This window comes from Streptomyces sp. NPDC031670, assembly GCF_055580545.1.
Window position 1 is genome coordinate 112,563 of record NZ_JBVILC010000011.1, and the last position, 22,735, is coordinate 135,297.

The window sequence follows — 22,735 nt, forward strand, 5'->3', positions numbered from 1 at the left end:
CGCGCCGCCGACGCGGGTGGAGCGGGCGCCCCTCACCCCGTGGGCAGCTTCTGCTGCGGGCACTCGGCGAGGACCTTCCTCATCGCCTGCTTCTCCGCGTCCGTCACCCACACCCCGTACTTCTTCTTGACGGCCACCTGGTCCGCCACGTACGTACAGCGGCCCGCCGCGAAGGTCGGCAGCCAGGTCGCCGCGTCGCCGTCGCTCTTGCGGCGGTTCGCGCTCGCGTCGACGGCCAGCAGGTTCAGCGGGTCGTTGGCGAAGGCCACCCGCTTCTTCTTGTCCCAACTCTGGGCGCCCTTCTGCCAGGCGTCCGAGAGGGCCACCACATGGTCGATGTCGACCTTGCTGCTGCCCCGGACGAACTGGATGGTCCGGCCGGTGTAGACGTCCTTGGTCAGGGTCCCCGAGGCGACATCGCACTTGTCCTTGAACTTCACGTCCCGCAGGTCCCGTTTGAGGATGTCCTCCCGGGTGGCGCAGCCGTTGGCGTCGGTGTCGGTCCAGCCGCGGCCGAACTGGTCCCGCGAGTACCCGGTCTTGGGCGCACGGCCCTTGACGGTGAGGCCGTCCACGGCGGCCAGGGCGCTGCCCCGCGCGGCGGGCGCGCCGGGCTTCGCGGTCTTGGTGCCGCTGTCGTCGGTGGAGCACCCGGCGAGGGCGAGCGCGGCCGAGAGCACGGCGGCGCCCAGGGCGGTTCGGTACGTACGCGTCACAACGGGCCGTCCTCTGAGGAAGTTGGCGGAACCCCGGAATCCTAGGGACTTGTACCCGGCAACCCGGCGGCCATAGGGGCTCGAAGGCGGAAAGTCACCGGCGGCCCGGACGCCCGCGCACGGCGGCGCCCGACCGCACCCCGCCCGTGCCCCCCTTCACGGACGGGCGGCGCCACCGGCCCGGCGGCGCCGCCCGTATGTCCCCCTACGGCCGTCCGGCCCCGCTCACGACCCCAGGATCGTGGTGAGGAACTCGCCCGTCCACGCCAGCAGTTCGCGGCCCACCACCGGCTTGCCGCCGATCCTGCCCGCCGTCGGGCGCGGCACCAGGATCTGCCGGGCGGGCGCCTTGATGACCGTACGCGGATGGAGCCGCTTCAGACGCAGCTCCTGGGACTCGCGCAGCTCCACCGGCGCGAAGCGGATGTTGGCGCCCTGGAGCACGATCTCGCCGACCCCGCAGGCCCGCGCCAGCATCCGCAGCCCGGCCACGAGCAGCAGGTTCTCCACCGGCTCGGGCAGCTTGCCGTACCGGTCGGTGAGCTCCTCGCGGACGGCCCGGATGTCCTCCTCGGAGTTGGCCGCGGCGATCGCCCGGTAGGCCTGGAGCCGCAGCCGCTCGCCCGGCGCGTAGTCGTGCGGGACGTGCGCGTCCACCGGCAGCTCGATCTTGACCTCCAGCGGAGCCTCCTCCTGCGCCCCGCCCTCCAGCTGCGCCCGGTAGTCCGCGACGGCCTCGCCCACCATCCGTACGTACAGGTCGAAGCCGACCCCCGCGATGTGCCCGGACTGCTCGCCGCCGAGCAGGTTGCCCGCGCCGCGGATCTCCAGGTCCTTCATCGCCACGTACATGCCCGCGCCCATCTCGGTGTGCTGGGCGATGGTCGCCAGGCGCTCGTGGGCGGTCTCGGTGAGCGGCTTCTCCGGCGGGTAGAGGAAGTAGGCGTACCCGCGGTCGCGGCCACGGCCGACCCGGCCGCGCAACTGGTGGAGCTGGGAGAGGCCGAAGTTGTCGCCGCGCTCGACGATGAGGGTGTTGGCGTTGGAGATGTCGATACCGGACTCGACGATCGTGGTCGAGACGAGCACGTCGAACTTCTTCTCCCAGAAGTCCACGACGACCTGCTCCAGCTCGGACTCGCCCATCTGCCCGTGCGCGGTGCGGATGCGCGCCTCCGGCACGATCTCGCGCAGCCGCGCCGCCGCCCGGTCGATGGACTCGACCCGGTTGTGGATGTAGAAGACCTGGCCCTCGCGCAGCAGTTCGCGCCGGACCGCGGCGCCGATCTGCTTCTCCTCGTACGGCCCCACGAAGGTCAGCACCGGGTGGCGCTCCTCCGGCGGGGTGGTGATCGTCGACATCTCGCGGATGCCGGTGACCGCCATCTCCAACGTACGGGGAATGGGGGTGGCGGACATGGTCAGCACGTCCACGTTGGCCCGCAGCTTCTTCAGCTGCTCCTTGTGCTCGACGCCGAAGCGCTGCTCCTCGTCGACGATGACCAGACCGAGGTCCTTGAACTTGGTCTCGGAGGAGAAGAGGCGGTGGGTGCCGATGACGATGTCGACGGCGCCGTCCCTGAGGCCCTCCAGGGTCGCCTTCGCCTCGGTGTCGCTCTGGAAGCGGCTCAGCGCCTTCACGTTCACCGGGAACTGGCCGTACCGCTCGGAGAAGGTGCCGTAGTGCTGCTGGACCAGGAGCGTGGTGGGGACCAGGACCGCGACCTGCTTGCCGTCCTGGACCGCCTTGAAGGCCGCGCGGACCGCGATCTCCGTCTTGCCGTAGCCGACGTCGCCGCAGATCAGCCGGTCCATCGGGACCGTCTTCTCCATGTCCTCCTTGACCTCGGCGATCGTGGAGAGCTGGTCGGGCGTCTCCACGTACGGGAAGGCGTCCTCCAGTTCGCGCTGCCAGGGGGTGTCGGGGCCGAAGGCGTGGCCGGGGGCGGCCATCCGCGCCGAGTACAGCTTGATGAGGTCGGCGGCGATCTCCTTGACCGCCTTCTTCGCCCGCTGCTTGGTCTTGGTCCAGTCGGCGCCGCCGAGCCGGTGCAGGGTCGGGGCCTCGCCGCCGACGTACTTGGTGACCTGCTCCAGCTGGTCGGTGGGAATGTAGAGCCGGTCGCCGGGCTGGCCGCGCTTGGCGGGGGCGTACTCCACGAGCAGGTACTCGCGGGTGGCGCCCTGGACGGTCCGCTGGACCATCTCCAGATAGCGGCCCACGCCGTGCTGCTCGTGCACGATGTAGTCGCCCACTTCGAGGGTGAGCGGGTCGATGGTCTTGCGGCGGCGGGCCGGCATCCGGCCCAGGTCCTTGCTGACCGTGCGCTGCCCGGTCAGATCCGTCTCGGTGAGCACGGCGAGGCGCAGGGCCGGGTCGACGAAGCCGTAGTCGATGGCGCCGCAGGCGACGTGGACCACCGAGGGGGCGATCTCGGCCGGGCTCCCCTTCTTCGCGTCCAGCACGGCGAGGCGGGCGGCGATGCCCTCGCCGCCGAGGACCTCCACGGTGCGGGCGGCCGGGCCGTGCGCCTCGGTGACGTAGACCACGCGCCAGCCGTCCGCGAGCCACTGCTTGGTGTCGGCGAGCGCCCGCTGGGTGTCGCCCCGGTAGGTCTCCGGCGCGTGCATGCCGAGCTTGAGGGTGCCCGCCGCGTCATCGGCCGGGGCCGCCGTGTCCAGGTCGGTGTCGTCGGCGCCGAAGGGCGAGACGGTCCACCACATCATGCCGAGCTCGCGGGCCCGGTCGCGGACGTCCGCGATGCCCCACAGCGAGGCCGCGCCGACGTCGATCGGGGCCTCGCCGCCGCCGGCCGTCGCCGCCCAGGAGGCCTGGAGGAACTCCTGGCTGGTCGCCACCAGGTCGCTCGCCCGGGTGCGCACCCGCTCCGGGTCGCAGACGACCGCCATGGCGCCCTTGGGCAGCACGTCGAGCAGCAGCTCCATCTCGTCGACCAGGACCGGCGCGAGGGACTCCATGCCCTCGACCGCGATGCCCTCGGCGATCTTGCCGAGCAGCTCGCCCAGCTCCGGGTGGAGCTCGGCGAGGGCGGCGGCCCGGCGGCGCACCTCGTCGGTGAGCAGCAGCTCGCGGCAGGGCGGCGCCCAGAGCCCGTGCTCGGCGACTTCCAGCGACCGCTGGTCGGCGATCTTGAAGTACCGGATCTCCTCGACGTCGTCGCCCCAGAACTCGACCCGGAGCGGATGCTCCTCGGTCGGCGGGAACACGTCCAGGATGCCGCCCCGCACCGCGAACTCGCCGCGCTTCTCGACCAGCTCCACGCGCGAGTACGCGGCGGCGGCCAGGCCTGCCACGATCTCGTTCAGATCCGCCGACTGCCCGGTGCGCAGCGCCACCGGCTCCAGCTCGCCCAGTCCCTTGACCTGCGGTTGCAGAACGGAACGGATCGGCGCGACCACCACGCTGACCGGGCCCGCCGCCGGATCGTCCTCCCGGGGGTGCGCCAGGCGGCGCAGCACGGCGAGCCGGCGGCCCACCGTGTCGCTGCGGGGCGAGAGGCGCTCGTGCGGCAGCGTCTCCCAGGACGGGAACTCGGCCACCTCGTCCGCGGGCAGCAGGGAGCGCAGCGCCGCGGCCAGATCCTCCGCCTCGCGCCCGGTCGCGGTCACCGCGAGCACCGGGCGCCCGCTCTCGCGGGCCAGGGCGGCGACCGCGAAGGGACGCGCGGCGGGCGGGCCGACGAGGTCGACATGCATCCGGTGGCCGTCGGTGGCGGCCTTGACCGCTTCGGCGAGCGCCGGGTCCCGTACCACCGCGTCCAGCAGACCGTGCAGGCTCATGAGGGGCTTCCATCCCGGGAGAGGGCAACGCGAACCACCCGACACGTCGTACGGGCCGGGGGTTCCCAGCCTACGCCCGCCCGTCGCCCGACCCCCGCCCCGGCTCGAGGCACTGCGCGCCGCCCCCGCTGTCGGGGTGACACCCGTGCGGGAAGCGGGCCGGGGGGGCGCGCACCGCCCGGTTCACTCCTTCGGCGGTATTCCTGAGCGAAAGGTGAGCCTTTGCAAATCTTGTGGAAACCCATAGGCTCCGGCGGACGTGCCGAACGCCTGGCAAGACGGCGGCGTCGCGGCGCCGACGCCATGACATCAGTGCCCGAGGGGAACCCGCTCGACATGCCCGACCAGGCGCGGACAGCGCTCCTTCAGCCCGAGCCGGCGCTCCCCAGCACCGGCATCCCGCAGCGGACCGGCTCCGTCGTCGAGGGGAGCCGCCCGAGCCGCATCTACGCGCTCGACGGTCTGCGCCTCCTCGCGGCCCTGACGGTCGTCATGTTCCACTACATGGCGCTCACCGGACGATGGCCGGAAACCGACTCGCGCGCCAGATTTCCGGTCACTTATCCGGTCGCCGCCTACGGCTGGCTCGGCGTCCAGCTCTTCTTCCTCATCAGCGGCTTCGTGATCTGTATGAGCAGCTGGGGCAAGCCGCTCCAGTCGTTCTTCGTCTCGCGCGTGGTGCGGCTCTACCCCGCGTACTGGTTCGCGGTCATCGCCACCACCGTGGTCGTGGCGGCCGTGCCCGGCGGCCTGGGCGCGCGCCCGGTCGAGGACGTCGTCACCAATCTCACGATGTTCCAGGAGCCGATGGGCGTCCAGAGCGTCGACAGCGTCTACTGGACCCTCTTCGCCGAACTGCGGTTCTATCTGCTCTTCGCGGTGGTGGCCTGGCGCGGGCTGACCTACCGCCGCGTCCTGTTCTTCTGCTGCGCCTGGGCCGTGGCCAGCGCGCTCGCCTACCAGTCCGACGACAGCACCATCCGCATGATCGTCATGCCGGACAACAGCTGGTGCTTCATCGCGGGTGTCGCCTTCTATCTGATGTACCGGTTCCGGCCGAACCTGATGCTCACCGGCATCGTCCTGTTCAGCCTCGCCGCGTCGCTGCCCGCCACCCACAGCACCTGGGAGCACGCCAGGGAGCGCCTGAGTCACCCGGTGCCCTACTGGCCGGTCATGGTGGTCATGGCGGCGTGCTTCGGGCTGATGGGCCTGGTCGCCACCGGGAAGCTCTCCTGGATCCAGTGGCGCTGGCTGCCGTACGCGGGCGCCCTGACGTATCCGCTCTACCTCCTCCACGAGTACATCGGCTGGGAGATCATCGGCGCGCTCGCCCCCCATGTGAAGCCGGTCCCGCTGGTCAGCGGGGTGATCGCGCTGATGCTGCTGGTGTCCTGGCTGGTGCACCGGTACGTGGAGCGGCCCCTCGGCAGGCGCCTCAAGCGGGGCCTGGTCAAGCTCTGACATGACGTGAAGCGGCCCCGGGGAGTTCAGGAGAACTCCCCGGGGCCGCCCCGCCGACCCCCGTACGGCGGCTACTCGCTCGCGATTGCTCCGAGCACGTTCATGCGGCCCGCCCGGAAGGCGGGGACCAGGGCGGCGAACAGACCCACGAACGCCGATCCGACGAAGACCGTGGTGATCGTCGGCCAGGGGATGTCCAGGACGCCCAGGCCCTCCAGGGCCAGCAGCTTCTGCGCGGTCGTCCCCCAGGCCATACCGAGGCCGAGGCCCAGCAGGGCGCCGAAGAGGGCGATCACCACCGATTCCAGGCGGATCATCCGGCGCAGCTGGCGGCGCGAGAGGCCGATGGCGCGCATCAGGCCGATCTCCCGGGTCCGCTCGACCACCGACAGGGCCAGGGTGTTCACCACGCCGAGCACCGCGACGATGATCGCCAGGGCCAGCAGGCCGTACACGATGTTCAGGAGCTGGCCGATCTGGTCCTTCAGGTCCTTCTTGAAGTCCGTCTGGTCCTGCACCTTGTACTGCGGGTACTTCTTCAGCGCGGCCTTCAGGGCCGCGTAGGCCTCCTTGGCCTTGCCGTCCTCGGCCTTGGCGAACATGATCATGTTTTTCGGCACCCGGTCGGCGGGCAGATAGCGCTCGGCGGTCGTGACGTTGGTGTACATCGCGCCCTTGTCGACATTGGTGTCGTCCGAGGTGATCGCCGCGACCTTGAGGCGGGCCGTGCTGCCGCCCTTGAAGGCGACGGTCAGCGTGGAGCCGACCTTGACGCCGTGCTCCTCGGCGAACTTGTCGCCGACCGACATGGCGTCCTTGCCGTACGCCCCGGAGAGCTTGCCGGAGACCGTCTCGCGCCGCAGGTCCTCGGCGTAGGTCGGGCTGGCCGCGGAGATGTCCTCGTCGCCGGTCTTGCCGTCCGGCGTGGTGATCTTCACGTCCACCGACTTGTAGTCGGTGACATGGGCGATGCCCGGCGTCCTGCGCAGGGCGTCGGCCGCCTGCGGGACGATCGGCTGGCCGTTGCCCGCCTGGACGATGAAGTCCGCGCCGACCGACTTGTCGAGCTCGGCGGTGGCCGAGGCGACCATCGAGGAGCCGACCACCGAGAGGCAGGCCACCAGGGCGAGCCCGATCATCAGGGCCGCGCCGGTCGCTCCCGTACGCCGCGGGTTGCGCAGCGCGTTGCGCTCGGCCATCCGGCCGACGGGGCCGAACATCCGCAGCACCAGGACGCTGATCACCCGCACCACACCGCCCGCGAGCAGCGGGCCGATGACCACGAAGCCGATGAGCGTGAGGACCACGCCCAGGCCCAGGACGCCCGAGCCGGAGCTGGCCTTGTCGGCGTGGGCCGCCGCGTAGAGCGAGGCGGCGCCGGCGCCGGTCAGCACCAGGCCGATGATCGCCCGGACCAGGCCCGCCTTGCCGTCCGCCGGCGTACCGGCGTCGCGCAGGGCCGCCATGGGCGAGATCTTGCCCGCCCGGCGGGCCGGGAGGTAGGCGGCGAGGACGGTGACGACGATGCCGAGCAGCATGCCGACCGCCGGGGTCGTCCACTTGACCGTCAGGTCGTCGGTGGACAGCTCCAGACCCATCGAGCCCATGATCTTCATCAGACCGACGGCCAGACCCACACCCGCGCCGACCCCGAGGACGGAGCCGAAGAAGCCGAGCAGCAGCGCCTCGACCAGGACCGAGCGGTTGACCTGCTTGCGGCTGGAGCCGATCGCCCGCATCAGGCCGATCTCGCGGGTGCGCTGGGCGACCAGCATCGAGAAGGTGTTGATGATCAGGAAGATGCCGACGAGGAAGGCGATTCCGGCGAAGCCGAGCATCGCGTACTTCATCACGTCGAGGAAGGAGCCGATCGAGTCGCGGCCGGAGTCCTTGGCCTCGGCGGCCGTCTCCAGCTTGAAGGTGCCGGCGCCGAGCCGGGCGGCGACGTTCTGCTTGAGCTGCTCGTCGCTGACGCCGTCGACGGCGGTGAGCGAGAGGTTGGTGAACAGGCCGGTGCGGCCGAGCAGTTCGCGCTGGGCGGTGGCGGTGTCGAAGTAGACGATCGCCGCGCCCGGGTTGGTCACCTTGAAGGAGGCGATGCCGGTGATCTTGGCTGTGAAGTCACCGGTGACGGCGATGGTGCGCAGCTCGTCGCCGATCTTCAGATCGTGCTTGTCGGCGGTGTCGGCGTCGACCATCATCTCCGTCGGCCCGCGCGGGGCGTGACCGGAGGTGATCTCCATCGCCTTGAGGTCGTTGGCGGTCCAGTTGGCGGCGATCGTGGGCCCTCCGGTGGAGGAACCCATGTTCTCGTTCTCGGAGTTGACGACCGTGACGCTGGAGCTGGAGACGCCGCCCTCGGCGGACTTCAGCCCTGCGGTGCCGCGCACCTTCTCCAGGGCCGAGGCGGGCAGCGCCTCCGGCCTGCCGGTCTGCGGCCGGTCGTCGGCCTTGGCGTTCTTCGGGCTGACGGTGACGTCGGCCGCGGTGGCGGCGAAGAGCTTGTCGAACGTGGTGTTCATGGTGTCGGTGAAGACGAGCGTGCCGCACACGAACGCCACCGAGAGCAGGACCGCGACGGCCGAGAGGGCCATCCGTCCCTTGTGCGCGAAGAAGTTGCGCATCGAGGTCTTGAGCACGGTCATGACGTCCGCCCCCGCGCGTCGAAGTCCTTCATGCGGTCCAGCACGGCTTCCGCGGTCGGGCGGAACATCTCGTCGACGATCCGGCCGTCCGCGAGGTAGAGCACCCGGTCCGCGTAGGAGGCGGCGACCGGGTCGTGGGTGACCATCACGATGGTCTGGCCCAGCTCGTCCACCGAGCGGCGCAGGAAGCCGAGGACCTCGGCGCCCGCGCGGGAGTCCAGGTTTCCGGTCGGCTCGTCACCGAAGATGATCTCGGGGCGGGCGGCGAGGGCGCGGGCGACCGCGACGCGCTGCTGCTGACCGCCGGAGAGCTGGGTGGGGCGGTGCTTGAGCCGTCCGGCGAGCCCGACGGTCTCCACCACGCGGTCCAGCCACTCCCGGTCGGGCTTGCGGCCCGCGATGTCCATCGGAAGCGTGATGTTCTCCAGGGCGTTGAGCGTCGGCAGCAGGTTGAACGCCTGGAATATGAAGCCGATCCGGTCGCGGCGCAGCTGCGTGAGCTTCTTGTCCTTGAGGCCGGTGATCTCGGTGTCGTCCAGGTAGATCTGGCCGCTCGTCACCGTGTCGAGCCCGGCCAGGCAGTGCATCAGCGTGGACTTGCCGGAGCCCGACGGGCCCATGATCGCGGTGAACTGCCCCCGCGCGATGTCCACGTCCACGTCATCGAGGGCCACCACGCGGGTCTCCCCCGAGCCGTACGCCTTGACGACCTGGCGCGCCCGAGCCGCGACCGCCGTTTGCCCTCCAGTGCCCCCGTGCCTGGGAATGGTCACAGCCGTTGTCACGGTTCTTCTCCTCGTTGCGAGTCAGTGCGTCAGCGCGTCGGTGGCCCGGCTCCCGCATGGTCCGGAGCCTCGTCGCCGCCGCGTTTCGTGCGTACGTCTTGAGTCTGGCGATCGAGGACGCCCGGCACCCTGGTGCCCGGCGGTGTCTTGCATGGGGGGTTAGCCCCACCTCCCACCTGCGGCCCCCCGCAGCCGCTCGATGTAGGACCACGTTAAAGAACCGCTCCCCCTCTTCTCGTCCTCCGCCAGGACGAACACCCCCTGCCCTGAAGTAGGGAGGAACCCGTAGGGGCTCTCCACCCCAGGGCTGAGTCCCGTCGGGGGCGCCTCCACCCGAACGCTCTCCGCCGCCGCTCAGGCCCGGGGCGAGGGGGTGGAGCCGGGACCACCCCGAGTGGGGCGCGAGGCAGACTCCGCGGTTTCAGGGAACTCACCCAAAAAAAAAAAGTTACCGAGGGTAACAAAACCCCGGACCGAAAAATTCGCCCCAGGGACTCCCCCTCCCGCATACCGACCGGTAAGTTCGCCGCCACCCACCAGCGCTTCCGGCTCCCCCGTCCCCCTCTGCAAGGAGCAGCCGATGCCGCACCACCAGCCCTCCCCCGGGCTCCCCCAACTCCGCTCCGCCTACCGTCTGTTGCGACGCGTCTCCACGCTCACCGCCCTCGGGTACTTCGTCCTCTTCCTCCTCCTCTCCGGGTACGCCCCGGGCCTCCTCGCCCGGCACGTCTCCGGCGGACTCACCGCCGGACTGCTGCTCGGGATCTGCCAGTTGCCCGTGATGCTGGCCGCGACCGCCGTCTACGAGTGGACCGCCCAGCGGACCGTCGACCCGCTCGCCGCCGCGCTGCGCCACCGGGCCGCCCAACAACCCGCGCACGCCCGCCGGTACACGGACGGAGACCCCCGATGACCGGATTCGCCTCCGACGCCCGGGCGATGTCCCTGGTCGCGTTCATCACGGTGATCACCGTGACCCTGCTCCTGTGCGTGATGACCGCGCCCGACCGCGACGACCTCGGCGAGTTCTACACCGGCTACCGCTCGCTCTCACCGCTGCGCAACGGCCTGGCCATCGCCGGGGACTACGTCTCGGCGGCCACCGTGCTCAGCACCGTCGGGGTCATCGCGCTGACAGGCTACGACGGTCTCGTCCTCACCCTGAGCACCGCCCTGTCGCTGGTGCTGCTGATGTTCCTGCTGGCCGAACCGCTGCGCAACGCGGGCAAGTTCACCATGGGCGACGCGTTCGCGCGGCGGGCGCCCGGACCCGCCGTCCGGGTCACCGCGTGCCTGGTCACGCTCGCCGCGCTGCTGCCGCTGATGGTGGTCCAGCTGGCCGGCGCGGGCGACCTCATCGCGTTCGTCCTGGGCTTCGACACCGCGCGGTTCAAGACCGGCTGCGTCGTGATGCTCGGACTGCTGATGATCGGCTACGCGGCGATCGGCGGAATGAAGGGCACCGCCTTCATCCAGGCGGTCAAGACCGTCGTCCTCGCCCTCTCCTCGCTGACCGTCGCCGCCCTGGTCCTGAACCGGTACGGCTGGAGCCCCGGGCGGCTGCTCGGCGAGGCGGCGCGGGGCAGCGGCGCGGGCCCGGCATACCTCTCCTCCGGGCTCCAGTTCGGCGGCGACGCGCTGGACATGGTCTCCTCGCAGCTGACGGTGGTGATCGGCGCGGCCTGTCTGCCGCACATCACCATGCGGATGTACAGCGCCCGCAGCGCCCGCGCGGTGCGGCGCTCGCTCTCCTGGGCGGTCTCGGCCGTCGTGGTGATCTGCTTCGCGCTCATCGTGATCGGCTTCGGCGCGGCGGCCGTCGTGGGCCGGCGCGCCCTGACGGCGGCGGACCCGCAGGGCAGGACGTCCATCCTGCTGACCAGCCAGGCGCTCGTCGGCCCGCACGCCTCGACGGCCGGCACCCTCCTCTTCACGGCGGTCGCCACCGCGATCTTCATGACGCTGCTGGCCTCCATCTCCGGGATGACCCTGGCGTGCGCCAACTCGCTCGCCCACGACCTGGTCGCCCACGCCGTGCGCGGCCGGGCCGGGGTACGCGACGCCACCGAGACGAACACGGCGCGGGTGGCCGCGCTCGCCGTCGGCGTCCCGGCGATCGCGCTGGCCACGGCGGCCCAGAACCACAACCTCCAGCCGCTGGTCACCCTCTCGTTCTGCCTGGGCGCGTCCGCGCTCGCCCCGGCCCTGATCCTCAGTCTCTTCTGGCGCCGCTACACCCGGGCCGGGCTGCTGTGCACGCTGATCGGCGGCACGGTGTTCACGGTGGTGGTGATGACGGGCACGAAGCTGGTGTCGGGCTCGCCCCAGTCCGTCTTCCCCGCCCATGACTTCAACTGGTTCCCGTTCACCACGACCGGCATCGTCTCCATCCCGTTCGGCTTCGCGGTCGGCTGGCTGGGCACGGTGCTCAGCCGCCGCGACGTCTACGCCCAGCGGCAGCGGTACGAGGCGGTGGAGGGCTGGATCCTGGCGGGCGCGAGACGCTGACCCCGCGCCCGGGGCCGGGCCCGCGCGCCGCCCCGCGGCCCCGGCGGCTCAGCCCTCCGCCGGGGCGCGTCCCGTCAGACCGGCCAGACTGCTGCGTACGTGCGCCATGTGCGCGACGGCCTCCTCCCGGGCATGGGCGTGCTCCCGCAGCACCCGTTCGGTCTCGCGCGCGATGCGCTCGGCCCGCACCCGGGCCGCCGCGACCAGCTCCGCGCCCCGCGCCTCGGCGTCCTCCTGACCGTGCCGGGCCGCCTCCCGCTCCTCGGCGAGGGTCCGCTCCGCCTCGGCCAGGGCGGCCTCGGCGCGGGCGGTCAACTCGGCGTGCCGGGCGTCCAGCTCGGCCTGCCGCGCGGCCGTCCCACGGTCCAGGGCCTCGAAGCGCTCGGCGTGCTCGCGCTCCTGCTCGGCCCGGGCGGCCCCGGTCCGCTCGCGCACATCGCGCAGCGCGTCCGCCGCCTCGGCGCGCCACTGCGCCGCCTCGGCACCGGCCTGCTCGCGGTGCTCGTCGGCGCTCGTCCGGGCGGCGAGCAGCAGGCGCCGCGCCCTCTCCTCGGCCTCCGCGCGGACGGATTCCGCGTGCTCGCGGGCGAGTTCGCGGGCCCGGCGCCCGGCCGCGTCGGCCGCGTCGTGCACGGCCGCCGCCTCCTCCTGGGCCGCCGCCCGTACGGCGTCGGCCTCGTCGACCGCCAGGGCGTACAGCTCCTGGGCCCGGCCGCCGAGCGACTCGTACGACTGCGGGCCCAGCGCCGCGACCCGGTCGCGCAGGGCGGCGGCCTCCGCCTCCATGCGCTTGGCGAGGACGGTGAGCCGTGCCGCGCGCTCCCAGGCGGCGTCGCGCTCCTCGCCGAGAACGCCGAGCTGTCGGTCGACCTGGTCGGTCCGGTAGCCCCGGCCGCCCCGTACGACGGCGAAACCCCGGAGTTGCTGCGGTGGTTCGGGCGCTGCACTCATCTGTGACGTCCTCCGACTTCTTCGACCTCTCCGAACACGACGCGATCCGGCCACATCCTGCTGGATCACAGCGAAGTGGTCATAACGCGACACTCCGCCCATCCGTAACGGCCAAGGATGCGTCAACTGCCGCCAGAACCGGAAGCCGTACGGAAACGGGCGCCGGAAAGGCGACGAGGCGCCCGCCGCGCGGTGCGGCGAACGCCTCGTCATATCAACGCACTTACCTACGTACGTATACGTACGCTTCCCGCCGCCGACTCAGAGCAGCCCGTCCCAGAACTGCTCCAGCAGCACCGACCACCAGCTCTCCGGCGAGGCCAGCGCCGCCGGGTCCAGCGCGGCGAGCTGCGCCTGGAAGTCGACCGTCCAGCGGCCCGCCTGCTCGGGGTTGAGCCCATAGCGCAGCCGCCACATCCGGCCGAGCAGCGCCATGCACCGGACGAACTCGGGCAGCCCCGAGTTCACGAACTGCGGCGGCACGGACTGGCCCCCGGGGCCCGCCTCCACCGGCACCGCGACGATGTTGGCGGTGCCGTACTGGACACAGATCGCCCGGCCGAAGTCGGAGCCCATGACCAGGTACGAGCCCGCGTCCGGGGCCGCCTGCACCTGCCGCTGGGCGGCGAGCTCGGCGAGCGTGGGAACCGGCTGGCCGGGCACGGCCTGCGCCCAGAAGAACGGACCGAAGTCCACCGGCAGCCCCGCCCACACCAGCGTCACCGCGACCGCCTCGGGCACGCCCTGGCGGGACACCGCCCGCTGGTCGAAGCGGAACACGCCCTGCGGGCCGAAGGCACCGGCCAGCTCGTGCGCCACGCCCTCCGGGGGCAGCGGCGGCGCGGGCTGCACCTGCGGCAGCGGCGCGCGCACCGGCTGCGGCCGGGCCGGACCGTCCGCGACCTGCGCCAGCTCGCCCTGGTGGGTGAGCAGATGCCGCACGCCCTGGCGGCGCGAGGCGTGGTCCGTGCCGTACGGGGCGACGGAGGTGATCCGCACCTGCGGCCAGGTCTCCCGGATCATCCGCGCGCAGTACCCGCCGGGCAGCTCGCACGACGCCAGCTCGGTGTGCAGCTCCAGGACGTGGTCCGGCGGCACGTTCATCTGGCGCAGCTCGTGGAAGATCTGCCACTCCGGGTGCGGGATGCCGGGCGCCGAACGCCGGATGAGCTGCTGCTCGGAGCCGTCGGCGGCGCGGTAGCGCAGCACGGCCTGGTATCCCGGCCCCACGGTCGGCACCCCGGTGGGCTGCTGCGGGTAGCCGTACGCCGGCGGCTGCGGGGGCTGCGGTGCCCCGGGCCCCATCTGCGCGGGCCCGGCGAGCATGGTCGCGGCGTGGTGGACACCACCGGGTCCGGCGGGCACCCCGGGCGGCCCGGGAGGCTGGGGCGCGCCGGGCCGCCCACCGGGCCCCAGCTGACCGGGGTCGGCGAACATGGTCGCGGCGTGGTGCGCACCGCCGCCGGCACCGGGCACCCCGGGGGCGCCGGGAGGCTGCGGCGCACCGGGCACCCCGGGAGGCCCCGGCGGCTGCGGCGCGCGGGCGGCACCGGGGGCGCCGGGCGGACCGGGCGGCGCGGGCGGCTGGGGCCCGGCCCCGGGCCGGCCGGGGTCGGCGAACATGGTCGCGGCATGGTGCACGCCCCCGCCCGGCGGCGCCGGGGGTGCGGGCGGCCCGGCGGGCTGAGGTCCGTCGGGGCCGAGCTGCGAGACCAACTGCGTGGGTACGTAAGCGGGCGCCCCGCCCGGCCGCGCCCCCGGAGCCCCGGGCTCCCCGGGCGGCGGCGGAGTCGTCCCCCGCGCCCCGCGCGGCGGGGCCGCCTTACTGGTGGCGGCATCGGCGATGTCGGCGGCGGAGGGGGCCGTCCGGGAGGCCCCGGGCGCCGGGGTGGAAGGCTCGGCGGGCACGCCGGGACCGGGCGGCACGCCCGGACCACCGGCGGGGCCGGGGGCGGCCGGGGCTCCGGGGGCGCTGGGGCCACCGGGGCCGACAGGCGCGGCCGGGCCACCGGAGGCGACCGGACCAGCGGGGGTGCTGGGGCCAGCGGGCACGCCGGGGTCGACCGGGGCTCCGGGCACACCCGGACCACCGCCGGGCACACCCGGACCACCGGGCGCACCGGGACCACCGGGACCGCCAGGCGCACCCGGACCACCGGAAGCACCCGAACCACCGGGACCACCAGGGCCGATCGGGGCCCCGGGCACACCCGGACCACCGGGCACGCCAGGACCGCCGACCGGCACACCCGGACCATCGGGACCGGGGGCCGCGTCCGGGCCGCCGGGCGCGGTCTGACCGGCCGCCGCCCGCGAGTCGCCGCCGGGCAGCCCCGGCGGCGGGGCCTGCGGGTCGAGGGCGGGGGCGATGGCCGTCGGCGGGAGTTGGCTGCCGCCCTGGAGCAGCGCCGTCCTGGCCTCCGGGAGGACCCTCGGCGGCGGGGTCCCGTCCAGGTCCGAGCCGGACAGCGGCGGGGCGAACACCGTCGCCGGAAGCGGGACGGACCCCTCGTCCGAGCCGGCGTTCGTGTCCGTACCGGCCCAGGGAGTCGCCCCGGCCGGCACGTCGGACGTCGGCGTGGGCCACGCCACCGCCCCGGACGACGCGGGCGCGGGAGCCGGGGCGGGGGCGGGGGCGGGCGCCGGAGTGGGCCACGCGGGCGCCGCGTCCCGCACCGGGGCCGCAGCCGCCCCGCTCTCCTCCCGGCGGTCCGGAATCCCCATCCGGTCCGCCGCCTCCTGCAACCACTCCGGCGGCGTCAGCAGGAACGACGTCTGGTTGAGGTCGATGCGTTCGGGCGCGGGCACCGCGTCCTCGGGCTCGTCCGCCACGCCGTACTCCTCCTCGTACCGCCGGATCACCTCACCCACCGGCAGTCCCGGCCACAGGGTGGCCTCCCCGCTGTCCCGGGCGATGACGAGCCGCTGACGGCCGCCGTCCGAGGACGGGCCCTCGGCACGGTCCTCGGCCCACACCACGAACCCGAGCTCGAACTCCCGCACCCGCACCTCACGGTGCTGGTACGCGGGAACATCCCCGTTGATCCACTCTTCCGCGCGCTCCTGCGCCTGGGCGAAGGTCACCATCACACTCACTCCCCCACCGGTACGGCGCGCGCGAAGCCGCCGTCCACCATCAGGTTCGCCACGGTCTCCAGCTCCGGCGGGTTGCCCGCGAGACGCTGGAGGAAGTCGTCGAAGTCGGCGCCGCAGGGCAGCAGCAGCCGCTCCACGCGCTCCTGCACGCTCCAGCCGTCCTGGTCGCGCGCGTCGTCGTACGCGCAGAACCAGACCGAACCGGTCGCGGAACCCTTCACCTTCACGGCGAGGATGCCGCCCTGGACGAAGGCCACACCCAGGTAGTCCTTGGTCAGATGGTCGCGCAGGCACTTGTTGATGTAGACGAGGTCGTTGACCGCCGCCTGGTCGCGCACGGTGAAGAACGGCTGGTCCACCAGCAGCCCGAGCTCCGCGTCGAGCGCCGCGCCCACCGGCGCGCAACCGCCCGCCGCCTTCAGGAACGTCCGGTAGGCGCCGGGCAGCCGGTACCCCAGGTCCTCCTCCACGCCCAGGAGCTGGGCCTCGGAGACGGAGACCAGGCCCTTGGGTACGCCGAAGTGCACCGGGCGCGTCTCCTGGAGCGGGCGGGTGCCGCGCTTGTCCTGGTCGACACCGGCCGTCGTCAGCCCTCCGTGGTGGCGCAGCAGCGCCTTCACCTCGACCGGGACGAGCTCCAGCCGGCGGGTGCCGGGCACGTGGTGCCAGGTCCAGCCGTGCGGGGTCGCGACCGCCGGGACGGTGTCCCACAGCTCGTGGCCGTCGGCGGCGAGCGCCGCGTTGGCCGACACGTAGTCGGTCAGCCGCAGCTCGTCCACGCCGAAGCCCTCCGGCGGCTCCGCGATCTCCGCCGCCGCACGCGCGTACGCCGAGAAGTCCGGGAAGCCGTCACCGTCCACCCGCACCCCTCTGGGGTGGCGGGAGGCGCGGACCGGGTCCGGGAAGTTCACGACCTGCCCGGCGTAGGCCGCGTTCGGTGGCGCGGCGTGCCCGAGCCGACCTGTCGTCATGGCGGATGCCCCCTGCGTGCGAGCTGCTGCGTCTGGCTGGTGAGGAACCAGACTATGCGGTGGGGCAATACCGGGTCCCTGCCGTGCGCCGGCCCGGCACCACCGTGACCTGGTGTCACAACCGGGTCACCGTGCGGCGATGGTGACGACACGGACGTAGTGACATCAGAGCCCCAGCTTCCGTACCACTGGGCACATTTGGCAGTCTGTTCCCGCAACGGGGCGTTAACGGGGGCGTTGACACCGGCGGCGAAGAGCGTCGGCAACGGGAGGGACAGCGAGCACCATGCACGGAACGACCGACATATCGGGTACGGCGGCGAGCGCCCCCCGGGCCGGGGCACCGGCGGGAGGGGACTCCCGGACGGGGACACCTGCGACACCGGGGGCACCGGGTCCGGGGTCAGGAGACCCCCGGCTCCAGTGGAGCAGTACGACCGCCTCCGCGCCCGTACTGCTGCACCGCCGCGACGGCATCCTCCCCGCCGTGGCAGCCGCCCTCTCGCTCCGGGGCCAGACACTGACCTGCACCGCCGGCAAGGGCGACCAGCCACCGGTGCTCCACCCGCTCGTACAGGACTTCCACGACACCCTCACCAGCGGCCAGCGCGAACGCTTCACCGGGCGCTGCCCCGAGGCGATCCTGCTCTCCCGCCAGCTGTCCTCGCTGGAGTCGGCCCGCGCGGGCAAGTCGCGCAGGTCCGGCCGCAAGCCGCTGACCCACGGCGAGGCCCGCCGCGCGCTCAAGCACGCCAAGGTCACCGCCCGCCGCATCCGCGAGGACGGCGACCCGCTGCACGGCAGTTACGCCCCGCCCTGCCGCTCCTGCACCGCGCTGCTCGCCCACTTCGGGGTACGCGCCGTGGACCCCGCCGCCGAGAAGGGCTGAACCGAACACGATGCCGGACGTCTCCACCACCCGCTTCCCCGTGCCCGTCGACGCCGCGCTGCGCGCCGCCGGGTGGCACCCGGGCCGCTGGGACATCAGGCAGGCCGAGGCCTGGGCCGACGTACTGCGCGCGCACACCTCGCCCGCCGGGCACCGGCACACCGTGTTCCCGGCGGCCGTGGAGGCGTGGGCCGAGTTCGGGGGCCTGCGGCTGACCGCGCCGGGCCCCGGCCGCCACAACGCGCCCGCCACGGTCCGCTTCGACCCGGTGGCCGGGCTCCATCTGGCCCGTACGCTCGCGGACCTCGGCCGGGCGCTGGAGACGGAGCTGGCGCCGCTGGGTGAGGAGGGGGAGCAGCAGGCCGTGCTCGCGATCGACAGCGAGGGGCGGGTGTACAGCATCGACCACACGGGGGACTGGTACCTGGGGGCGGACCTGGACCTGGCCCTGAACACCCTGATGACAGGAGTCCAGCCGATCCGCCTGACGTCCCCGCGCCCCTGACCGCCCCGGGGTCCGTCCGCGGGCCGTGGCGGGTTGCCCGCGCCTATCACCGGCCCGGGGGCCGTCCGCAGGTCGTGGGGGGTTGCCCGCGCCCCTGAGGCACCCGCCCGCCCCCGGAAAATCCGGCCCAGCCACACCCCCTCAGGGGCGCGGGGAACTGCGCGACCGGCCACCCCCGACCCGCAGACGAACCGCCGGCCCAGCCCCCCAGGGGCGCGGGGAACTGCGCGACCAGCCACCCACAACCCGCAGACGAACCCCCGGCCCAAAAGGGGCGCGGGGAACTGCGCGAGCGACCCGCCACCGGCCCGCAGACGAACCCCCGGCAACAAGGGGGCCTACCCCGCCCCCCGGGAAGGCAGCACCGCCGACACCCGCCATCCCCCCGCGTCCGTGACGCCCGAGACGAACACACCCCCCAGCGCCAGCACCCGCTCCCGCATCCCCACCAGCCCGTTCCCCCCGCTGGGCAGCCCCGCGTCCGCCGTCGCCCCGTCCGCCGGACCGTTCTCGATCTGCATGGCCACCTCCGCGTCCCGGTGGGCGAGGCGGACCATCACCTTGGCGCCCGCCGCGTGCTTGTGCACATTGGTCAGCGCCTCCTGGATCACCCGGTACGCGGTCTGCTCCACCAGCGCGTCGTACGCCCGTTCCACCCCGTGGACCATCAGCTCCACCACCATCCCGGCCTCCCGGGACTGGCCGACCAGCGCCTCGATGTCGGCCAGAGACGGCCCCTCCTCCGCCGCGGCGGCTGCCGCCGCAGCCGCCGCGCCCACGGCCGCCAGCGGGACCGCCGCCGGCACGTCCGCCCGGTCCGTCCGCCGCACCGCCTCACCGGTACGCAGCACGCCCAGCATCTCGCGCAGCTCCGTCAGCGCCTGGCGGCCCATGTCACCGACGAGCACCGCGTTCTTGACGGCCTTCTCCGGGTCCTTGCGGGCCACCGCCTGGAGCGCCGCCGCGTGCACCACCATCAGGGACACCCGGTGGGCCACCACGTCGTGCATCTCGCGGGCGATCCGGGTGCGCTCCTCCGTACGGGCCCACTCCGCGCGCTCCTCGGCGCGGTCCGCGAGCAGCGACAGCTCCCGCTCCAGGGAGTCGGCGCGCTCGCGCAGCGACTCCATCAGCCGGCGCCGGGCCCCTATATAGAGCCCCAGAAGCAGCGGCGGAGCGGTCAGGCCGAGCGCCATCACGCCGGAGAAGAGCGGGACCAGCCAGCGCCCGCCGTCGAAGGCGCCGTCGTCGACGCTCTGGTTCATCCGTACGAAGGTGACGATGAAGGTACCCGCCAGGCACATCCCGGCCAGCGCCGCGGTGATCCGGCGCGGCACCTCGGAGGCGGCCAGCGTGTACAGGCCGACGATGCCGAGCAGAAAGCCCATGTTGGCCGGGGTCACGGCGATGGAGACCAGCACGACGGCGACCGGCCAGCGTCGCCGCGCGGCCAGTGTCACCCCGGCCACCAGCCCGAAGAGCACCCCGGCCGGTACGGGGACCCCCGCGTCCCCGGCGAACTTCACACCTTCCAATGCACACTCGAACGCGGAGGCCAGCCCCAGTCCGATGTCCAGGGCGGCACCGCGCCGCCGTTCCCACCACCACCAGCCGCGGGAGGTCGTCCCCGCGGAGTAGTGGTCTGCCCCCGTTGCGGTCATGCCATCCAGCCTACGGGCGCCCGCCAGCGATTTTCCGGTGACTTCACCAGCACAGAACGCAATCGAACACGCATGGTTCCCGCGGCGATCCATCGATCTGATGAACCGAGCGGATCTTCGAGCGGACGTCCGCATTCCGGACGAGCGTGTCCGTATGACACCGACCACGCACGGCACACCCGGCAAGTACGCCGACTTCGAGGGACTGCGCGAGCAGGCGCTCGCTCTGCGCCGGGAAGGGCTCAGCCGCCGCCAGATCCGCGACCGCCTGCTCGTCGACAACAACGACCTCCTGAACCGCCTGCTGGAGGGCCAGCCACCACCTGAGTGGACGAAGCGCCCCAACGCCAAGGACGACCTGCGTGAGCGCGCGAGAGAACTCCGGCTCCGGGGCATGACGTACGACCAGATCCAGGTCGAGCTGGGGTGTGCGAAGAGCTCCGTCTCGCTGTGGGTGCGGGATCTGCCCAGGCCGCAACGCAGGCGCACCCCCGAGGAGGCTTCGGCCATCGCCAGGCGCGGCTGGGAGGCGACACTTCAGCGGCGCGAGACCGAGCGCCGAAAGACCAAGCAGGAGGCCGCGGACGAGATCGGGTCGATGACCGATCGCGAGCTGTTCCTCCTGGGCGTCGGCCTCTACTGGTCGGAGGGGAGCAAATCAAAGCCGCACCTCCCGCGGGAGCGGGTCACGTTCATCAACAGCGACCCTCGCATGATCGAGGTCTTTCTCGCCTGGCTGCGCCTTCTGGGCGTGGCGCCTGATCGGCTGCGGTTCTACGTCCACATCCACTCGACCGCCGACATCCCCGCCGCCGAGCGGTTCTGGGCCGATCTTGTCGGCATGGACGCCACCGCTTTCGGCAAGACCACGCTCAAGAAGCACAACCCGAAGACCAACCGCAAGAACACCGGCGAGGGTTACCGAGGCTGTCTCGTGATCCAGGTCCGCCAGAGCGCGGATCTCTACCGTCGCATCGAAGGCTGGTGGTACGGCATAGTAGGGGCTGCATCTGCGACCGAGCACAAGAATCGGACATAGGGTGCAGGCCATCCCAGGTCGTCTAATGGCAGGACAAATGGTTTTGGTCCATTGAATGAGGGTTCGATTCCTTCCCTGGGAGCCTCCGGGTCCGGGTCCTGACTGTCCCAGTCAGGACCCGGCGCATTTCCCCCCGCCCCACCCGGATTTCCGCCCCCCGCCCCCCCGGTATCCTGCGGATGTCCACCACACAAAGCCGAAGGGCATTCCCGTGAGCGCCACTCTTCCCCAAGTTCTCGGCTCGGCTCGAACTGGGGATACCCCACCGGCGGCCGTCGTCGTGCTCGCCGCGGGTGAGGGCACCCGTATGAAGTCGGCCACCCCCAAGGTCCTGCACGAGATCTGCGGGCGCTCGCTCGTCGGTCACGTCGTGGCCGCCGCCCGCGAGCTCGACCCCGAGCACCTCGTCGTGGTCGTCGGCCACGCGCGCGAGCAGGTCGTCGCCCACCTCGGCGCGATCGACGCCTCGGTGCGCACCGCCGTCCAGCACGAGCAGAACGGCACCGGTCACGCGGTCCGGATGGCGCTGGAGGAGCTCGGCCAGTCCATCGAGGGCACCGTCGTCGTGGTCTGCGGCGACACGCCCCTGCTGACCGGCGACACCCTGGCCGCCCTGACGCGTACGCACGAGAAGGACGGCAACGCCGTCACCGTGCTGACCGCCGAGGTCCCCGACTCGACCGGCTACGGCCGGATCGTGCGCGACGCCGCCACCGGCACCGTCACCGCGATCGTCGAGCACAAGGACGCGACCGAGGAGCAGCGGGCGATCCGGGAGATCAACTCCGGGGTGTTCGCGTTCGACGGCGCGCTGCTCGCGGACGCGCTGGGCAAGGTCCGTACGGACAACAGCCAGGGCGAGGAGTACCTCACCGACGTCCTCGGGATTCTGCGTGAGGCCGGGCACCGGGTGGGCGCGTCGGTCGGCGGGGACCACCGGGAGATCCTGGGGATCAACAACCGGGTGCAGCTCGCGGAGGCGCGTCGGCTGCTGAACGACCGTCTGCTGGAGCGGGCGATGCTGGCGGGTGTCACGGTCGTGGACCCGGCCACCACGTTCGTCGACGTGACGGTCACCTTCGAGCAGGACGCGCTCGTCCACCCGGGCACGCAGCTGCTCGGTGCCACGCATCTGGGCCGTGGGGCCGAGGTGGGTCCGAACTCGCGGCTGACCGGCACCACGGTCGGTGCGGGCGCGCGGGTGGACAACACGGTGGCGTACGACTCGGAGATCGGTGAGGGCGCGTCGGTGGGTCCGTACGCGTATCTGCGGCCGGGTACCCGTCTCGGGGTGAAGGCGAAGATCGGTACGTACGTCGAGACGAAGAACGCGACGATCGGTGAGGGCACCAAGGTGCCGCATCTGTCGTATGTGGGTGACGCGACGATCGGTGAGTACTCGAACATCGGCGCGGCCAGTGTGTTCGTGAACTACGACGGCGAGGCCAAGCACCACACCACGATCGGTTCGCACTGCAAGACGGGTTCGGACAACATGTTTGTTGCTCCTGTCACAGTGGGGGACGGTGCCTACACGGCGGCGGGGTCGGTCATCACCAAGGACGTGCCCGCGGGTTCGCTGGCCGTGGCCCGTGGCCAGCAGCGGAATATCGAGGGCTGGGTGGCCCGCAAGCGGCCGGGCAGCGCCGCCGCGCAGGCGGCTGCCGCCGCTTCCGAAGAGGCCGTTGGCGAAAACTGACCGGA

At 72.6% G+C, this 22,735-nt stretch carries 15 protein-coding genes and 1 tRNA gene; 8 read left to right on the top strand and 8 right to left on the bottom strand.

Going from position 1 to position 22,735, the window contains the following annotated elements; genetic code table 11:
- Window positions 1-32: 32 nt before the first annotated feature.
- Complete coding sequence (locus ACZ5ID_RS21525; RefSeq protein ID WP_468900242.1) at window positions 33-716, bottom strand: HNH endonuclease family protein; 684 nt, start codon at window positions 714-716, stop codon at window positions 33-35.
- Window positions 717-941: 225 nt separating this feature from the next.
- The gene (gene mfd, locus ACZ5ID_RS21530; RefSeq protein ID WP_468900245.1) at window positions 942-4,517 is read right to left on the bottom strand and encodes a transcription-repair coupling factor; all 3,576 of its coding nucleotides are present in this window, start codon (window positions 4,515-4,517) and stop codon (window positions 942-944) included.
- 303 nt (window positions 4,518-4,820) lie between these two features.
- On the opposite strand from mfd, the gene ACZ5ID_RS21535 reads away from it, so the two are divergent.
- Window positions 4,821-5,981, top strand: a complete 1,161-nt coding sequence (locus ACZ5ID_RS21535) for an acyltransferase family protein (protein WP_468900248.1) — start codon at window positions 4,821-4,823, stop codon at window positions 5,979-5,981.
- Window positions 5,982-6,052: 71 nt separating this feature from the next.
- On the opposite strand, the gene ACZ5ID_RS21540 is transcribed toward ACZ5ID_RS21535, so the two are convergent.
- Together ACZ5ID_RS21540 and ACZ5ID_RS21545 are read right to left on the bottom strand one after the other, a co-directional pair.
- Entirely contained in the window at window positions 6,053-8,626 is a 2,574-nt protein-coding gene (locus ACZ5ID_RS21540; protein ID WP_468900250.1) for an ABC transporter permease, read from the bottom strand.
- The gene (locus tag ACZ5ID_RS21545) at window positions 8,623-9,411 is read right to left on the bottom strand and encodes an ABC transporter ATP-binding protein (RefSeq protein ID WP_406556085.1); all 789 of its coding nucleotides are present in this window, start codon (window positions 9,409-9,411) and stop codon (window positions 8,623-8,625) included. The genes ACZ5ID_RS21540 and ACZ5ID_RS21545 overlap by 4 nt, the downstream gene beginning before the upstream one ends.
- 580 nt (window positions 9,412-9,991) lie before the next feature.
- Here ACZ5ID_RS21545 and ACZ5ID_RS21550 point away from each other — a divergent pair.
- On the top strand, window positions 9,992-10,324 hold the full coding sequence (locus tag ACZ5ID_RS21550; RefSeq protein WP_468900253.1) for a DUF485 domain-containing protein: 333 nt from the start codon (window positions 9,992-9,994) through the stop codon (window positions 10,322-10,324).
- Window positions 10,321-11,919: a sodium/solute symporter gene (locus tag ACZ5ID_RS21555; RefSeq protein WP_468900255.1), complete on the top strand. Its 1,599-nt coding sequence runs from the start codon at window positions 10,321-10,323 to the stop codon at window positions 11,917-11,919. The genes ACZ5ID_RS21550 and ACZ5ID_RS21555 overlap by 4 nt, the downstream gene beginning before the upstream one ends.
- A 48-nt stretch (window positions 11,920-11,967) precedes the next feature.
- On the opposite strand, the gene ACZ5ID_RS21560 is transcribed toward ACZ5ID_RS21555, so the two are convergent.
- The 3 genes from ACZ5ID_RS21560 to ACZ5ID_RS21570 form a co-directional block, all read right to left on the bottom strand.
- Window positions 11,968-12,870, bottom strand: coding sequence for a cellulose-binding protein (locus ACZ5ID_RS21560; RefSeq protein ID WP_468900258.1), 903 nt, complete (start codon window positions 12,868-12,870; stop codon window positions 11,968-11,970).
- Window positions 12,871-13,131: 261 nt separating this feature from the next.
- Complete coding sequence (locus ACZ5ID_RS21565) at window positions 13,132-15,957, bottom strand: SUKH-4 family immunity protein (RefSeq protein ID WP_468900558.1); 2,826 nt, start codon at window positions 15,955-15,957, stop codon at window positions 13,132-13,134.
- 5 nt (window positions 15,958-15,962) lie between these two features.
- On the bottom strand, window positions 15,963-16,937 hold the full coding sequence (locus tag ACZ5ID_RS21570; protein WP_406557281.1) for an SMI1/KNR4 family protein: 975 nt from the start codon (window positions 16,935-16,937) through the stop codon (window positions 15,963-15,965).
- A gap of 286 nt (window positions 16,938-17,223) precedes the next feature.
- Here ACZ5ID_RS21570 and ACZ5ID_RS21575 point away from each other — a divergent pair, with 286 nt between their 5' ends.
- Both ACZ5ID_RS21575 and ACZ5ID_RS21580 read left to right on the top strand, forming a co-directional pair.
- Window positions 17,224-17,826 (top strand): YwqJ-related putative deaminase, encoded by a 603-nt coding sequence (locus tag ACZ5ID_RS21575; protein WP_468900260.1) that lies wholly within the window; start codon window positions 17,224-17,226, stop codon window positions 17,824-17,826.
- A gap of 10 nt (window positions 17,827-17,836) precedes the next feature.
- Entirely contained in the window at window positions 17,837-18,331 is a 495-nt protein-coding gene (locus tag ACZ5ID_RS21580; protein WP_468900263.1) for an SUKH-3 domain-containing protein, read from the top strand.
- A gap of 338 nt (window positions 18,332-18,669) precedes the next feature.
- Here the strand turns inward: ACZ5ID_RS21580 and ACZ5ID_RS21585 are convergent, their stop codons facing one another.
- Window positions 18,670-19,992 carry a sensor histidine kinase gene (locus ACZ5ID_RS21585; protein ID WP_468900266.1) on the bottom strand — a complete coding sequence of 441 codons (1,323 nt, stop codon included), beginning with the start codon at window positions 19,990-19,992 and terminating at the stop codon, window positions 18,670-18,672.
- Between the two features lie 154 nt (window positions 19,993-20,146).
- Between ACZ5ID_RS21585 and ACZ5ID_RS21590 the strand changes: the two genes are divergently transcribed.
- The 3 genes from ACZ5ID_RS21590 to glmU all read left to right on the top strand — a co-directional run bounded on the left by ACZ5ID_RS21590 (window position 20,147) and on the right by glmU (window position 22,730).
- Window positions 20,147-21,031, top strand: coding sequence for a hypothetical protein (locus ACZ5ID_RS21590; protein ID WP_468900269.1), 885 nt, complete (start codon window positions 20,147-20,149; stop codon window positions 21,029-21,031).
- Between the two features lie 11 nt (window positions 21,032-21,042).
- Window positions 21,043-21,113: transfer RNA gene (locus ACZ5ID_RS21595), tRNA-Gln, on the top strand.
- A gap of 129 nt (window positions 21,114-21,242) precedes the next feature.
- Window positions 21,243-22,730 (top strand): bifunctional UDP-N-acetylglucosamine diphosphorylase/glucosamine-1-phosphate N-acetyltransferase GlmU, encoded by a 1,488-nt coding sequence (gene glmU, locus ACZ5ID_RS21600; protein WP_468900272.1) that lies wholly within the window; start codon window positions 21,243-21,245, stop codon window positions 22,728-22,730.
- Window positions 22,731-22,735 lie beyond the last annotated feature (5 nt).

Bases quoted from the DNA above. Each gene is read 5' to 3' on its own strand.
- ACZ5ID_RS21570 (WP_406557281.1), bottom strand. From the start codon at position 16,937: ATGACGACAGGTCGGCTCGGGCACGCCGCGCCACCGAACGCGGCCTAC.
- ACZ5ID_RS21565 (WP_468900558.1), bottom strand. From the start codon at position 15,957: ATGGTGACCTTCGCCCAGGCGCAGGAGCGCGCGGAAGAGTGGATCAAC.
- mfd (WP_468900245.1), bottom strand. From the start codon at position 4,517: ATGAGCCTGCACGGTCTGCTGGACGCGGTGGTACGGGACCCGGCGCTC.
- ACZ5ID_RS21555 (WP_468900255.1), top strand. From the start codon at position 10,321: ATGACCGGATTCGCCTCCGACGCCCGGGCGATGTCCCTGGTCGCGTTC.
- ACZ5ID_RS21580 (WP_468900263.1), top strand. From the start codon at position 17,837: ATGCCGGACGTCTCCACCACCCGCTTCCCCGTGCCCGTCGACGCCGCG.
- ACZ5ID_RS21550 (WP_468900253.1), top strand. From the start codon at position 9,992: ATGCCGCACCACCAGCCCTCCCCCGGGCTCCCCCAACTCCGCTCCGCC.
- ACZ5ID_RS21575 (WP_468900260.1), top strand. From the start codon at position 17,224: ATGCACGGAACGACCGACATATCGGGTACGGCGGCGAGCGCCCCCCGG.
- ACZ5ID_RS21590 (WP_468900269.1), top strand. From the start codon at position 20,147: ATGACACCGACCACGCACGGCACACCCGGCAAGTACGCCGACTTCGAG.
- ACZ5ID_RS21535 (WP_468900248.1), top strand. From the start codon at position 4,821: ATGACATCAGTGCCCGAGGGGAACCCGCTCGACATGCCCGACCAGGCG.
- ACZ5ID_RS21585 (WP_468900266.1), bottom strand. From the start codon at position 19,992: ATGACCGCAACGGGGGCAGACCACTACTCCGCGGGGACGACCTCCCGC.
- ACZ5ID_RS21560 (WP_468900258.1), bottom strand. From the start codon at position 12,870: ATGAGTGCAGCGCCCGAACCACCGCAGCAACTCCGGGGTTTCGCCGTC.
- ACZ5ID_RS21540 (WP_468900250.1), bottom strand. From the start codon at position 8,626: ATGACCGTGCTCAAGACCTCGATGCGCAACTTCTTCGCGCACAAGGGA.